At 43.0% G+C, this 15,593-nt stretch carries 10 protein-coding genes; 3 read left to right on the forward strand and 7 right to left on the reverse strand.

What is annotated here, in order from left to right; translation table 11 throughout:
* Positions 1-461: 461 nt before the first annotated feature.
* Positions 462-971 (forward strand): hypothetical protein, encoded by a 510-nt coding sequence (locus HY841_07745; GenBank protein ID MBI4930639.1) that lies wholly within the window; start codon positions 462-464, stop codon positions 969-971.
* Between the two features lie 231 nt (positions 972-1,202).
* On the forward strand, positions 1,203-1,517 hold the full coding sequence (locus HY841_07750) for a helix-turn-helix transcriptional regulator (protein ID MBI4930640.1): 315 nt from the start codon (positions 1,203-1,205) through the stop codon (positions 1,515-1,517).
* 11 nt (positions 1,518-1,528) lie between these two features.
* On the opposite strand, the gene HY841_07755 is transcribed toward HY841_07750, so the two are convergent.
* Both HY841_07755 and HY841_07760 read right to left on the reverse strand, forming a co-directional pair.
* Complete coding sequence (locus tag HY841_07755; GenBank protein MBI4930641.1) at positions 1,529-2,734, reverse strand: ABC transporter permease; 1,206 nt, start codon at positions 2,732-2,734, stop codon at positions 1,529-1,531.
* Between the two features lie 57 nt (positions 2,735-2,791).
* The gene (locus tag HY841_07760; protein ID MBI4930642.1) at positions 2,792-4,090 is read right to left on the reverse strand and encodes a glycosyltransferase; all 1,299 of its coding nucleotides are present in this window, start codon (positions 4,088-4,090) and stop codon (positions 2,792-2,794) included.
* Between HY841_07760 and ruvC the strand changes: the two genes are divergently transcribed.
* Complete coding sequence (gene ruvC / locus HY841_07765; protein MBI4930643.1) at positions 4,062-4,709, forward strand: crossover junction endodeoxyribonuclease RuvC; 648 nt, start codon at positions 4,062-4,064, stop codon at positions 4,707-4,709. The genes HY841_07760 and ruvC overlap by 29 nt on opposite strands.
* On the opposite strand, the gene HY841_07770 is transcribed toward ruvC, so the two are convergent.
* The 5 genes from HY841_07770 to HY841_07790 all read right to left on the reverse strand — a co-directional run bounded on the left by HY841_07770 (position 4,704) and on the right by HY841_07790 (position 15,275).
* Positions 4,704-5,096 carry an HIT family protein gene (locus HY841_07770; protein ID MBI4930644.1) on the reverse strand — a complete coding sequence of 131 codons (393 nt, stop codon included), beginning with the start codon at positions 5,094-5,096 and terminating at the stop codon, positions 4,704-4,706. The genes ruvC and HY841_07770 overlap by 6 nt on opposite strands.
* Positions 5,096-5,569 carry a transcription elongation factor GreA gene (greA, locus tag HY841_07775; GenBank protein MBI4930645.1) on the reverse strand — a complete coding sequence of 158 codons (474 nt, stop codon included), beginning with the start codon at positions 5,567-5,569 and terminating at the stop codon, positions 5,096-5,098. Before greA ends, HY841_07770 begins: the two co-directional genes overlap by 1 nt.
* Positions 5,570-5,664: 95 nt before the next feature.
* Positions 5,665-6,777 carry a PorV/PorQ family protein gene (locus HY841_07780; GenBank protein ID MBI4930646.1) on the reverse strand — a complete coding sequence of 371 codons (1,113 nt, stop codon included), beginning with the start codon at positions 6,775-6,777 and terminating at the stop codon, positions 5,665-5,667.
* A 60-nt stretch (positions 6,778-6,837) separates the two neighbouring features.
* Entirely contained in the window at positions 6,838-11,466 is a 4,629-nt protein-coding gene (locus HY841_07785; GenBank protein ID MBI4930647.1) for a hypothetical protein, read from the reverse strand.
* A 26-nt stretch (positions 11,467-11,492) separates the two neighbouring features.
* Entirely contained in the window at positions 11,493-15,275 is a 3,783-nt protein-coding gene (locus tag HY841_07790) for a carboxypeptidase regulatory-like domain-containing protein (GenBank protein MBI4930648.1), read from the reverse strand.
* Between the last annotated feature and the right edge of the window lie 318 nt (positions 15,276-15,593).

Raw genomic sequence — 15,593 nt, forward strand, 5'->3', positions numbered from 1 at the left:
ATGTTACGATTAGCAGGGCTTTTTTCTCAACATATAAGAAAAAAATCTCCGAAGGAGCGTCTTTTGGCGCCTTGCGCCATGGCGCGCCTGCCCCGCCAAAGGCATCTACTTCATAAAAGTAACCAGCGGAGACCCTGCGCAAAACGGTGCAGGTAAAATTTTCACAGAGAAAGTGGTGCTGCAGTAAGTGTAAATATCGGACCATCTCTGACTTATCAACAGGCATTCTTCTTTTTTCGGGTTTCAAATTATTTTTCCCGGGCAATTTTTCATAGCGCCAACGCCCGCGCTGAAAAAATATTTTTGGTGTTAAAATATTTTTTATGGTTAATAAGCCCGGCAATTGCGGCATTGATTTTGCACGTTATACAACTGAAATAAAAAATAAATAGTAACGCCTCTGACCTTCGGTCGCAACCAATGGTTGTCTTTAGGGCAGGGGTCAAAAAACAAAAAAAATTATGTACGGAAACATTACGGCTACGCTGTCAGCAGCTGACAAAGCGGCCATCAAGCAAAAAGTGCAGGACATTCTTGTCCTTCTTCAGGCAAGCGGCACCACCCTTATCAACCTCACGCAGGACGAGCGCAAATCGCTTCCTAAAATGGGAAACAAGCGCTACGCCTTTGTGAAGCGTTTGATTCAGGCGGTGAAAGAAAATCCAGCTGAACTTCCTTCTTCTTACAATGTGGCGGCAATGGAACAGGATTTCACCGGGTTTGACGACCTGAATGAAATCCGTATCCCCATCATGCAGTTGATGGAAAAAATTTCAGACACGCAATTGGGCGCGGGCGTTGAAGCGCACAAAGCGGCATTGAAAGGAAAAGAACTTTTAGAAGCCGCCAACCGCGATAATCCCGGGCTGGATGACGTGGTGAGTGAACTTCAGGAGTTTTTTGACCGGGCAGAACAAGACACTGTTGAAGAACTGCCTCCGCCTCCTCCACCGGTTAAACCCGCTTCGTAATTGAAGCGAAAACAAAGAAAGTCCCGATAGATCGGGATTTTTTTGTTGCTCAAAACATAAAATTTCCAGATAAAATCTGGAAAGTTCAAGATAAAAGCTGGAAAACTCCAGATAGCATCTGGAAAATTCAAGAAACAATCAGGAAAGTTTCAGATAAAATCAGGAAGATTCAAAATAATATCAGGAAATCTCAAGAGTAAATCAGAAAATTTCCAGATAATATCAGCAGCCATGAAGCACATAGGAAAAACACTCAGGCAAATTTTACGGCAGAAAAACCTTTCGGCAGAATCCTTCGCGCAACTCATCGGCAGAAGCAACCAAACCGTGTACGATATGTTCCGAAGAGAACACATTCACCCGAAACTGCTGGAGAAAATTTCTGCCGCGCTGGAGCACGATATGTTTCAATACCTGCGCGAAAACGGAGATTCTCCCGCTGAAAAAAAACTCATGGAAAAAATTTCTCGGTTGGAAAAAGAAAACGAACAACTGAAAAATGAAAATGCTTATCTGAAGGAAATTGTGCGGCTGAAAGGAAAATAAGTTTCTTTTCCTTAATACCCCAGCACCTGTTCTTTCTGTGCGGCTTTCACATCAATGGCATCGCGCAAACCATTGCCGAGAATCACAAAGGCAAGCACCATGAGCATGATGGCAAGCCCGGGAATGATGGCGAGATAGGCGGCATCAGTTGTAATATAGGGTCGGTGTTCGCTGATCATTGCTCCCCAGCTGGGAGTGGGCGGCTGCGCACCCAATCCGAGAAAACTTAATCCTGCTTCAATCAGAATGGCGTTGGCAAAATTATCAGCGCAAATTACGATGACCGGTCCGAGAATGTTCGGAAGCACATGGCGGAAGATCAGGCGGACATTCGTGAAGCCAAGCGCTCTGCCCGCTTCAATGAATTCCTGTTCGCGGATACCAAGTGTTTGCCCCCGCACCACGCGCGCCACATCCACCCACATGGTTAAGCCCACCGCAATGAATACCTGCACCAATCCTTTTCCGAGCACCAGCGTGATGGCGATAACTAAAAGTAAAGTCGGAATGGACCACACCACGTTGATGAGCCACATGATAATGTTATCCACCCATCCGCGGAAAAATCCGCCTGTGGCTCCAATAGCCACTCCAATAAAAAGAGAAATCAAAACTGAAACTAATCCGACCGTAAGCGATACTCTTGTGCCAAGCATCAAACGGCTGAGCATGTCTCTTCCTAATCTGTCGGTGCCGAGCCAGTATTTTCTTTCCACTATGTAATTTGCTTCCACTTCATGCCTCAATTCTTCAATGGGAAGACTGATGAGAGAAGAGTCACCGACTTTATAAAATTCCATGATGCCGCGATTGGGATAACTGTGAAACGGCTGGTTCAGGTCCATGGCATAAATCACATCCGCCACATTAAACCGAATCTCGGCTCCGTTGTTATGTTCAGCGCCCGTATATTCCTCCACCACAATATCGTTTCCTTCAAAATAATAATCGTAGAGCGGAATCATCTGCCAGATGTTGGGCTCTCCGTTTTGCATCTTGGAAAAAAAACCCACGTTGGCAGTATTATCATTTTTTCTCACCTTCAGAAACCGCATCTTAAATCCCGGCTTTTTGATGTTCAGTTCGGGGAATTGTAAATTTCCGTAGGGTGTGGAATCAGGAGTGATGGAGTAGCCGAGCAATGCAATGATGATAGAAATTCCTATGACGACCATTCCGAATATGGCAGAATTATTTCTGCGCAGGCGATGCCACATCATTGCAGAGAATGAATAAGACGAACGCTTGCGCTTTATGATCCTGCCGAACATATTTTATGATTGTCTGCCCTTCCAGGAATAATTAGTAAATGGAGAAATCAGTCCGATGACGCTTACATATACCGGATACAAAACAGAAGCGAGGAAAAACGAAACAGGATAAGTTCTCTTTCCGAAAAAGGAGGATGCGGATTGTAGCAGCATAAAATCAACTATACATTTTATCGGAAGCGCTGTAATCAGGGCGTAGGCAAATTTAACATTTATGACGGACAGGATTCCTGACAGAAGAACTAAAAAATTCATCATAAATATTAGTATTGCAATCCCTGTTACATGGCTGAACCCATAAAAGAATGTCTTTGACGCCCATCTTTTGCGCTGGCTGAAAGCGGAAGAAATTTCTTTTTCAGGATGTGTAAATACAACTGCATCATTTGACTTCAGGTATTTGATTGTATTCGGAAACTGCTTGTGAATCTTCAGCATCAGGAAAACATCATCGCCCGTTGCAGTTTTGTCAATGTTATCAAACCCATTCACATCATTGAATGCGTCTTTTTCATACGCAAGATTTGCTCCGCTGCAAAGAACAGGTGAATTGCAGTAAAGCGATGCACAGGCGGAAGCAGTAAGAACCGTCATTTCCTGCGATTGTATGATTTCAGAAAAAGTTGGGAGTTGAGAGTTCGGAGTTTGTAGTTTGGATTTTTTCTCCTGACTCCTGACTCCTGACTCCTGACTTAAAAGAACGGGCGCTACAATCATTTTTGGTTTATGCTCTTCATAAAAGGCAACGATAGCTGAAAGCCACTTCTCTCCCATTTCGCAATCGGCATCGGTGGTGATAATCAGCGTTCCGCTTGCATTTTTTATTCCTTCATTTATTGCCTGCTTCTTCCCTCCTCCACTTATCAGCCGGATAAGCTTCAGATTAGAAATGTTTGCCGCTTGAATCAGTTCGATGGTTTTATCTTCCGAAAAATCATCTACAGCAATAATTTCATATTTATCTTTCTGATAATCCTGTTTTGAAAGATGGTGCAGAATATTCTGAATGTTTTTTTCTTCATTTCTGACAGGAATAATTACGCTGACGCGAGTTTCAGGTTTCAGGTTTAATGTTTCAGGTTTAACAGCTAATGTTTTATTCCATCCGATAAAATAAGAAATCATCAGCGCAGCATAAGCGAGGCAAACAATATATGTTAGTAAATAAAAAAGGTTCATCAATAAAAACTTTATAATCCGCTTTACATTTGTTATCGGCAAAGATAAGCAGAGGAAATCGGTGTAATCAAAAATAATCGGTGTAATCTTTTCAATGAAGAACGACAAGGTAATATTAGGCATAGACCCTGGCACCAACATAATGGGCTACGGAGCCATTCATCTGGTAGGGAAAGAAATCAAACTATTGGGTGCAGGAATCATCTCCATGCAAAAGCTGAAAGACCAGCCGCTGAAAATGAAAAGGATTTTTGAAGGAACCGTTGAACTCATAGAACAGTTCAAGCCCGATGAACTCGCTATTGAAGCGCCTTTCTTCGGAAAGAATGTTCAGAGCATGCTGAAGCTCGGGCGGGCGCAGGGAATTGCCATTGCTGCAGCGCTCGTCAGAGAAGTTCCTATTTTTGAATATGCACCGAAAAAAATAAAACACTCCATAACAGGAAACGGAAACGCATCGAAAGAACAAGTGGCGGCAATGCTTCAGAAAATATTAGCCCCTCCTACCTGTCCGTCCGGCAGGCGGGAATCCTCTCCTTCGGGGAGAACCTTTGATTTCTCCCAGCTTCATTATTTAGATGCAACGGATGCGTTGGGTGCTGCCCTGTGTCATTACTTCCAATACAACATGCAGGCACTTCAAAATAATTCATCAAAAGTTCAAAAGAAATTTTCAGGATGGAAATCTTTTCTGGCGGAAAACCCGGAAAGAAAAATCAGCGCAGGGAAAAAATCATTATAACTGTTCACGAATCTTTTTTGCTATCTCTTCCATTTCTTCTTTCGGAATACTCAGCTTGGGGCGGGAAAAATTAATGTCACTCACATGGTTGATCGGAATCAAATGAATGTGCGCGTGCGGGACTTCCAGCCCAATCACTGCCACGCCAATTCGTTTGCAGGGAATTGCTTTCTCAATTGCCCCGGCAACTTTCTTGGAGAATAATTGCAATCCTGTAAACTCTTCATCGCCAATGTCAAAAACATAATCGGTTTCTTTTTTAGGAATCACAAGCGTGTGTCCTTTTGCAAGAGGAAACACATCCAGAAAAGCAAGACAGCTATCCGATTCGGCAATTTTATAACAGGGAATTTCTCCAGCGACAATCTTAGAAAAAATGGTCGGCATTATTTTCCTATTTCAATGATTTCAAATGTCAGTTTGCCTGCTGGTGCATAAACTTCTGCTTTGTCTTTTACTTTTTTCCCGAGCAGTCCTTTTGCAATGGGAGAATCAACAGAAATTTTTCCTTCCTTGAGGTTGGCTTCTGTTTCAGGAACAATGTGATAGGTCATCAGCTTTCCGTTGGCTGTGTTTTTAATTTTAACTTTTGAAAGGATCGAGACCTTTGAGTTGTCCATCTTGGAACCGTCCACCACTTTTGAATTGCGTACGATTTCCTGCAGCTTGGAAATCTTCATCTCCAACATGCCCTGCGCTTCCTTGGCAGCTTCGTATTCCGCATTCTCGGATAAATCACCTTTATCGCGGGCTTCGGCAATCTGCTTTGAAATGGAGGGGCGTTCCTTGGTCTTTAACTGAAGAAGTTCTTCCTTCAATTTTTTAAGTCCTTCTTCCGTAACGTAACTGGTTGACATGATAAAATGGTATTGCTTTGTGTAGTAATTAAAAAAGATTATCCAGACGAATCGGTGTCTGGATAATCCATGAACAAAGGTAAGAAAATCTCTGTGTCTTACAAATTCATTCTAACTCCAATGCTGTGTGTTCCGTCAAACGGTGATGTGGCGCGATACGAATAATCCAGCCCGAATGTTGAACCCTTTTCTTTGTTAAGAGGCAGTTCGATGGTGAAACCGGCACTGAGCCCTTTTTGCGCTGTAGTGCGGTAGTTGTCTTTTGTATCATCATCGGTGCCGATTCCTTTTTCAAAGCCGTATCCTGCGCGAAGCATAAGAAAAGATTTGAAACCGTATTCTACACCAAGTCTGAATTCATCTTTGGTGAATGAATTGGAAATGAACGCCCCTGCTAAAGTGACTCTGTGCGTTTTATTTGCAGTATCTCCGCCTACATAATAATCGTAAGCACCGCCAATGTTTACCTGAGAGGGCAATTCAAATGACTCTGAGCGCTGGTCAACGGTCATTGAAGAACCGGTTGTGGTTCCGTTATCAATCAAGGTGCGGAAAGAAAGCCCATCACCGGTGAATTGCATTTTGGGTCCTACATTTTTAAGTGAGATTCCGAAGTGAACATTGTTGCTTTTCCCGGCTACGTATTGAATGCCTGCATCCAATGCCATTCCCCCCGCCCTTGCATCCGGAATCTGCTGGTTGATGACTCTTACACACATGCCGCCAAAAATATGGTCGGTGAATCCTTTTGCATAAGACAATCCGATATTCATAAAATTGATGGAATAAGTTCCTAAGCCACCCTCAGGCAATTCAGTGGTAGTAACTTCCACATCGCCAAAGTTCATAGCAGCTATGCTAAGCGCCAATACGCCTGAGGCTCCGACTTTTTGAGAAAAGCCAAAAGCATTAATATTAATGTCGCTTCCTTTCAGATAGTTGGTGCGGGCAAAAAGCAATTCTGTTTTTTTAGTAAAGGCAGTTCCTGCAACGTTCAGAAACTGTCCTTCTAAGCCACGAACACCAGCAATGTTTGCTCCCGCCCATCCTGAAGTTCTTGCCCATGGATTGATGAGCAGTTCGGGCGCTCCTGCCTGGCCGGAGCGATCCTGATTTCCTGCAAATACATTTCCTGACAGGATGATGCCTGCAAGAACTGTTGTCAGAATCCCGAAACGAGTGGGGGACAAGTTTTTTGTTGTATGCTTCATATTATAAAAGATTACACTGATTATTTTCTTGTTGTTGCTTTTCGTTTTTCGATGATTTGTTTAGAACGAATCAAGATCAATCGGCCGCATGATGCCAAACCATTTAACTATTTTCTCGCCTACATCGGGAACTTCCACATGAATGATGTAAACACCGCTTGCTATGGGAATGCCGGCAGTATTTTTCAAATCCCAATCCAGCGAGCCGTCATGAGTAGGTTCCGGGTTACCGTTGCTGTCATATCCATAGGGTTCATGATTGGTAACTTCTGCTGCTTTCTTGAATGTGCGAATAAGTGTTCCGCTCAAATTGTAAATTGATACTGTGCATTTTGCAGGCAGGTTGGTAATTTTAACGCGGTTATCCAACGAATTCTTTTCATACAAAGAATACGCATAATAAGGATTAGGAACAACCTTGATGTAATCGAGCGCAGTAACCGGATCAAGTGCATCCGTATGATCTAATAGATGAGGTGCTTCCAAAACGCCCATGCTAAACGTGTACATAGGGTAGTTGTTGTTTTGAGCAGCGGCTGTGTATGTAGAAATAACAGCTTTAGCGCCACTGGTCGCGCCTGTGATAGTATCTCCAACACTAAATGTACGAGAAGTGGATTTAATCCACATGGTGGAACTGTTAACGGTATCGATAACTCCCTTTGCAAGAGGATTTCCTCCTGTAACTGTTTCCTTGATGAATGTCCCCGACAATGTGTTGTAACCAATTACTTCCTCATATGTGTCCCCATAAACAGTATCTGCAGTCGCAGGTACGCCAAGACTGTATGCAGGTGAATATCCTTTTTTATACGGCTTGGCTACATGAAGGCGAACAGTGACATCGCTTTCGAGAATGCTGTGACCGGTTGCAAGAATCGGAATGTTCACCCACATAGCATCTTTAAATACTTTTTTCTTAGGCGTGTCCGTTGGCTGCCCATTATTTATGCTTAACATAGAATCCATTTTGAATCCTGCATCATAGCGGGGAATGTTAATATCATATACAGCGCCTGAACTTTTCTCACGGTTATGGCCAAAAACATATATGTAATGCATACCGCCCAATACGGGACCTGTTCCTGAAGCATCCCATGGATTTGCCGCATATTTTACAGAAGTAGGATTCCATATCATGTCTCTGCCATTCTGCTCAAAGGTGGTATATGTAGAAACAACAGCAGTATCACCACCTGATCCTGTGATGGTTTCTCCAATACTGAATGTACCTGTAATATTTTTAATTCTCATCGTAGTATCGTTATCGGTAACAATAACTCCCGTTGCACCGGAGGTCATTCCTGTAACTATATCTGCGGCTTGAAATGTACCTCCTAACCCAAGCGTATCATAACTAATGGCTCCCACTGATTGCGTGAGTGCAGAGTTTTCTCCAAAGCAGACGTTGAGGCGTTCGCCAGTTTCCAGATTGACAGCATAACCGGGGAACCAGCCCATGCCCACAGTATCAATATAATTAGCATCACTTGGGTTGGTAGAAACAACGTTAGATGGATTTGTATTTCCGTTTTTATCTACTGATCTTGCTTTTCTCTTATCTAATTTTCGTTGTCCTCCTTCAGCAAATGCCACATCATCGCAGATTTCAAGCACTACGCAGCGAGTCCATTTGGTTTTATCGCTTGTGAAAACCACATTTACGCTGGCAAGATCATACATTTTTGTTTGAGTCATCCAGTTGCTTTTCCAAGCGGGACCTCCGTAGTATTTTGCAGATGATAAAGGAGTGGTTTGACTGGTTGCACAAAGGCGGTAAGGCGCCCAGGTTCCTCCAATTACTTTTTCGTAGTCTGATCCATCGTCATAGCCAACATAATCACCAGAAAAACCTGTGCCTGTTGCTGCACCAGAGCGTATCCAGTTGGTATAATCAGCAGTATCTCCATCGGCAAATCCTGTCAGCCAGCTATTTGATGACATGCTTGCATTTAAGAATCCATTATTTTTAGAATCCACAGAGCCGCAGTTGGCTATCTGTTCAATGGTAAGGGACAAGCCCCAGTTAGTAAACAAGTATTTTATGCCCGTTTTAATCACATGCTCTGAACTAATAGTAACACCAGTGGTATTGTTTTTTAATTTCCATTTTGAGTTTGCAATATTTACTGTAGTGGAAGCGGAAGTGCTATCCGGAATAAACCAAAGTGTGAAAGTAGTGCCGGCAGGTAAATTAACATTAAGCGGGTCAATAACTTCAAAATCGCTTAACGGACCTTTTCCAGATTCGTACTCAGGTTTTTCATAAAGAGCATTATTGGGGTTTGTATAAGAGTAAACACCGCTTGCGAGTATGGAATCTACTGTGGCAGTTGTGAAGTCAAGCACATTACCTCCGTTTCCGTTTCCTTCAATGCGGGTAATTTTAACAGGAAGCGTGTCTCCATATTCGGTATGCATATCTGTATCGCCTGAACCGCTTACCGGAATGTGTGGTATGGCGGAATATAATTTTACATTTCTGCGCCCCTCCACATAAGGGAGGTTATAACCCGGAGGGTTACTTGGATCAGTAGTTAATTCCCCCTTGTTATATCCATAAGCAACCGCCATGTAGTAATAAGTTTTATGATTGATTAAGGTGGGATTGCCAGTGGCAAAAAGATCGGTTGTGATAGGAATGGAATGTATAAGACCACCATCGGTAGCTCCTTCATCCACCATTCCGTGCGGCTGCCAGTAATTGAGGGCCGGATCCTGTCCAATGTAGTAATTGACAATTTGAGTCACTCCATTATTTATATCATACACTCCGACAGGGCGCACTTTGTTGGGATCCCAGTTGCCATTGTTGCTGTGCAAATCGCCAGCACTTACTGTAGCATCTTTTAACTGGTATAATTTGTAACCCTCAAATATCCAGGCGGTATCTGAACCTGCAGTAATGTATGGATCTTTTTCTATTTGACCGGGAACGTACGGATAATTTTCCGCGTAATTATTAGAACCAAAGGGATTATAAAGATAAATCATCAACTTCTTGTCCAATTCCTGAATGGTTAATTCGGGAGCATCGGGTCCGTTAGTAATCTTGAAACAGTTGTCAAAGAGCGCCTGAGCTTTAGTGTCGGCAAATTTCAGAAGTTCAACAGACGCAGCGGCTCCGCCAGAAGTGGCTCTTGCCCATACCACACCAGTGGTAATTACATTAAGAGCGCCCGGCATCAGTGTGAAGGGACCTGCTGATTCAAGCATCCTGCGGTCGTCAGGAACGTTTCCGGCAGTTACTTCATCCCATGGGGGTAAAATAGGCGTAGTGGAGCAAGTTCCTCCAATTCCAAAATCATGTTTATCGGTTGATGGATTGCCAGGGAACATAAAAGAGCATGGTGTGGTTCCACCATATCCATTACCTCCATAAGTTACAGGAGTGCCGTCCTTCCATTTTCCGCTCAGATAGTTATACCAATCTTGGGGGACACCAGCAGCAGGCTCGCCAGTTACCGTAGCATTGTTATTATAGTAATGGAATCTTGACATGAGGATTTGCTCGCAACCTTCATCCACTGTGCAATTTCGGTTGTTATCTTTTCCATCGCCAGCATCTGCAATCGGTCCGCGGAAAAAATCAATTCCTATGGCGGGCGGATTAAGACCATATCCCGGAGAGGTACAGGCAACCTCATCATTGTTATCTCCATTGTAAGTGTATCCGAATCCTTTTTCTACATTGCATCCAACATAGTCATCGGTATAACAGCCAAGGTCGGCATCGCACCAAACTCCAAAATAAGTTTTGTTCAACTGAAATGTGGAGCGGTTGTAAATTCGGTAATTGTAGAACGTCATATTATTGACTTCATCATTTGTGGAGAAGCCGAATGCCTGTGCGCGAATCTCCAATCCGATGGGCGTGCCTCCTGTTGCACCGTGAATGTTACCCATATCGTTAAACACCCACCAAAGTGATTGGTCTCCATATAACCCGTCATTAGGAATACAACCGGTAGATGTGCAGCCAACGCCTTTTATATCAAACCCGGGATAATCATACGGCTTTGTAATTCCATCTAATGCATCCACAAAAGTTAAAGTGGGGTCATATACGCCATCCATATTTCCGTCATAGAATGGTGCAAGATATTTTGCCTGACCTATAGAAGTATTTCCATTTCCGGGCCAGTTAAGAATAACAGGGGTGGCGGGTGCAATACCGTTAGCAAAATCTTCCACTTCTTTTCGGGTGATTTTGTAGTGTTTGTCATATTGCGCGCAAACCAAATCATTAATTGATGCATTGCTGGTATCAAGCGGACCTGGCCAAAAGTCATTACCATTCTGCCGGTAATTTTGTGCGGCTACTTTCAGGTTATTGCCAGCATCAATCCCGCCAATCCACAGCGCTCCGGCAAAGATGGACATAACTCCTCCATTCTTTGGAATTTCATATTGCCCGTTGGCAAGGTCCCACCACATATCTCCACCGTTCAGGATACGTGCGCGAACATTGTTCACATCCAAATCGGTTTGCGCAGTTGCTGCCGCACAGGGAGCAGACAGGAAAATTGCAGGCGCTGGTTTAATAACCTTTCCGCTATTTACATTTTCTCGGGCTGACCCTTCGACCGCGCTCAGGGTGACAAGGGAAGCAGTGATTGCTGCAATCAATGCGGGGATGATTAACAGGTTGCCTTTGTGTTTCATATTTACAGTTATTTTAGAATTCATTTTTAATGTTCTTTATTCTATCTTCATTAAAAGTCAAGTGTTATTCCTATGCGAATCCGTCTTGGAATGCTGTAATGTGTAGGATTAGCCATTTTTATATTATAAAGGTCTTTAAAGGATTGCGGGTCGGTAGCTGCCGCTATGCTGTTTTGATTTTCTGGCGCCTGAAGATAACCGTCATCCATTGGGTCTCCTGTGTAACGGTAGAGGTTCATTACATTTTGTGTATTGAGCACATTAAACACCAGCACATACACATTCAGATTGGATATTCTGGCTTTGTCTCCTTCTCCACCCCATTTGAGCGGAATGTTTTTGTCAAGGCGCAAATCAACGCGGTTCTGCCAGGGAAGATTAGAGCCGTTGATATTGCCTTTCAGGGAAGTGCGTTGATTAATAGTGAATAATACTGCGCTGCTGTTATCGCCATTGCCACTGGTTACATTTTTCTGTCGGGTATAGGGCAATCCTGATCCGGCACGAAACACAAGGTTGCCTCCAAAGTTTTCAAAAATCATCTTTGCCCATTTGGCGTTGGGACCGCGATAGTCCTTGCCGCTGCCAAAGCGATAATCGGCATTCAATACAATGGCATGGCGCTGGTCAAAATCCAACGGCATGGTGGTACGCAGGTTGGGCTGACCTGATTCAAGAATGCCACCGGCAGTGTTAGACGCTGAACCGGTTCCTTCTGCAAACTGCAGCGTATAGGAAGCAGTCATCTGAACGCCTCCTGTTCTGCGCAGGTCGTAAGCCACTGTAAATCCTTTTACAGTTCCGAAATCAATGTTGCCAAATGTATTGTATGATTTCGGGTATGCATCAATAAGTTTGATTTGTTGAATCATATCGCGCATTTCGCGGTAGAAGGCAGAAAGAGAGAGGGAAGAAGTTTGCCGTTCATCCAGCACCTGGGTAAAGCCCACTTCATAGTCGGTGGTGCGCTCAGGTTTCAGCCCTGGATTGTTAAGAAGTCCGCCTACTGTTTGTATATAAAGATAGTCGGTTGGGTCAAAACGAAGGTAAGCGGGCGGACGCTGGGCGAGTACATCATAATGCGCGAAGAAATTTGCCTTATCAGAAATGGGGAATGCAAATGCCACGCGGGGCATAAATGTATTTTGTGCATCATACATTTTAAATACTTTATTCACTGCTGAGGAATCCAAAAATTTCTCATTTGGATATTTTAACATGGGCTGAATAGTTCCGGTAGAAGATGGCGTAGCAATCACAACATCCGGATCAGAAATGAGAACGCCCTGAGCATTGTACCACTGGTCTCCAGCGCGATAGCCAAGAACTGCAGTAGGATTTTTTGCGTCATCCACATATACTACAGCATCAGCAGGAAGATTGGCGGGATGACTGCTCATATTAGCAGGGAAAACAGATTTGTCTTCTGAAATAGTATAGGCTTCATTAAGAAGATACTTATCTGCAAGCACCGGCTGATTGGCATTAAAGTGGTCTATGCGAATGCCCACATTTATTTTCATGTCTTTGATGTCAAACTTATCTTGTATATACCCTGCAGTATAAACGGGCTGAAAGGATGGAATAGTGCGAACATGATTGCCATCGCCATCTTTTTCCTTGTAGAAATTTTCCAGAGCAGCCATGTCAAATGCGGACTTGCCGGAAAGTTTCTCTCCTTTGTAATCATATCCATAATAAGTAACATAAGGAGATCCATCGTTAAGGAGTTCATCTGCGCTGAACATATCAATGGAATAAGTGCCGGGGTCATACGAATCAATATCAATCCATTTTTGATTATCAGTAATGCCAAGTTCTTTTCTCAATGATTTGTCAAACTGTGACTGAGATGCGAGATCAACAATATAAGGATGGGTATATACAGGATAGGCAGGATTAATAACGGAACCGCTTGTCAGCATAATAGAAGGGTCATTATTCTGAACAAGGAGGGTATCAAGTTGTGTAATCTGCTTGTTTGCTAATTGCCTCATCAAGCCCCATAGTCCGATTGGCGCTACTGACCAATATTTGTCATCTCTTTTTTCCCATTCAAAACCAACTTGTATTGCATGATTTTTTACATCGGCAGAAAAGTTGCCTGTTACACGAAGTTGGGAATTATCCATGTTGTAATAACCGTTGTACTGTCTTCCCGAATTATACCATATACCATATACATTACGCGGACGCTCTCCGTTTTGAAGACCATAACCCGCAGTAATGTCAGTAAGGGTTTTGGGGTTGCCTGGCACAAGGTCATAATATTGAGATGTGAAGTTAGAAGAGAGTGGGTTTAAATCTCCATAGGTACTTGTGGAAAAATCAACAAGTGTATCAGACCATGCAACTTGCTCATATATAGTATCCATACCTGGCGCTGCAGTTGTATCTATCACTTTAGAATACAGAGGTACCTTGTGGGTGATAAATTGTCCGATATAGCCATAATTAAACAATTTGTCTTTATGAGTATCATCTTGTCTTGTTTGTTTGAATTTGGTATAATCAACCTGCAGGGTGTAGTATGCATTTTGAATCAGAGAAGTTGATTTATCATCCTTTGAAACAGCATGACCGAGTTTATGAGTCAGCTTTCCATACACCCTATTTGTATTATAAATATATTGCGGATTGTTTGATGGATTAAGCAACGCGTATTCAAGTGTAAAGTCATGGTAATTTCCATAGTCCATAGAACCGCCAACTGTGAGTGTAATATTATTAGTTGCTTTAAAATCCAATTTTCCATCAAGTCGGAAGGAGTTCTTTTTCACATTCTGTCTGGCTTTAATATGCTCAAGATCACCCATTCTCAAATATTCTGAATTTAATAATGTGCCGCCTGATTCAGAAAGTTTAAGAGGATTTTCTTCCAATTCTTTTAATTTATCGTCCTTTACTTTATATATGCCAACGGCAGATGGGCTAGGATCTTTCTCAGAAGTTACTTCACCTGATAAAAAGAAACCAACCTTTGCATTTTTATTGCCCGCGCTGTCTTTCTTCGCCATCAACGGGCCGCCAATATTTAATCCTGCAAAGTTGTAGCCATAGGCATCTGTAAACTGTGAAGAAATTAATTCCACTCCGCCAAAATATTCCGGGCGAATACCTCCGCGCGTGGTAATGTTTATGACTCCGCCAGTAGCATCGCCATACTGTGCAGGAACCCCGCCTGTAATAACCGATACCTGCTCGATACTTGATTGTGGAAGCCCCGCAGTTCCGCGCACTTTCTGTCCGTCAATATAATAAACAGTGCCTGATAAATCACCTGCATTCACATCATTTTTGTTAGGATCAGTGGACCGTCCGCCTCTAACATTCAACTTACTACCCTCATCTTTTTGAAACACGCCCGCAGTTGTTGCAGCAACTGAGTTAATGTTTTTAGAAGGCATCGCCTGAAATTCCTCGCGGGTAACTGTTCCGCCAGATTTTGTATCCGGGTCAATAAGAGGTTCGGTGTATTCTATCTTCACAAATTCAGGAAGTTCGCTTGAAGTGGTTTTTACCTTCATGTCCTGATAGGTGGTTTTATCACTTCCGATAATCAGCCCATCAATAATGAGGGTTTGAAATCCAACAGCAGCTGCCTTCAGGTCGTATTTCCCAGGGGGAAGGGGTTTGATGGTGAAGTTGCCATCAATGTCGGCAATGGTTTTCGCCACCGCGTTTCCGCCTTGTTCCAGTTGAACGTTGGCAAAGGAAATGCCTTCTCCGTTTCCTTCATCCACCACTTTTCCTTTCAGGGTTCCTGATTGCGCCATGGCAACTGTGCCTGCGGTAAGTGCCACTAATAAAGCAGCGTAGAATTTTTTAAGCATATTCTAAATGTTTAAAAGATTAAGTTCTGAAGTTTGTAAAAAAGTAAAATGCCCGCTATGAAAAAGGCATGGATTGAATATCTGGCGATTCAATTTCAATTCTAAAAAATTTGTGCCTTCTCGATCGGGGACATGGGGAAAGAGAATGGCGGTTAAATAAAGAGCGGGCAAATGTATAAATAAATAAATGTCATCACCAAATATTTTTTTGGCTCCTTGGCGCGAAACGCGCCATTTCGCGCTCATTATATTTTTTTTTGAAGTTCCCATTGATGCAGCTTTTATTCTTTCACAAGCAAATGTACGCTCCCTTTTCAG

This window comes from Bacteroidota bacterium (assembly GCA_016213405.1).
GTDB lineage: Bacteria > Bacteroidota > Bacteroidia > Palsa-948 > Palsa-948 > Palsa-948.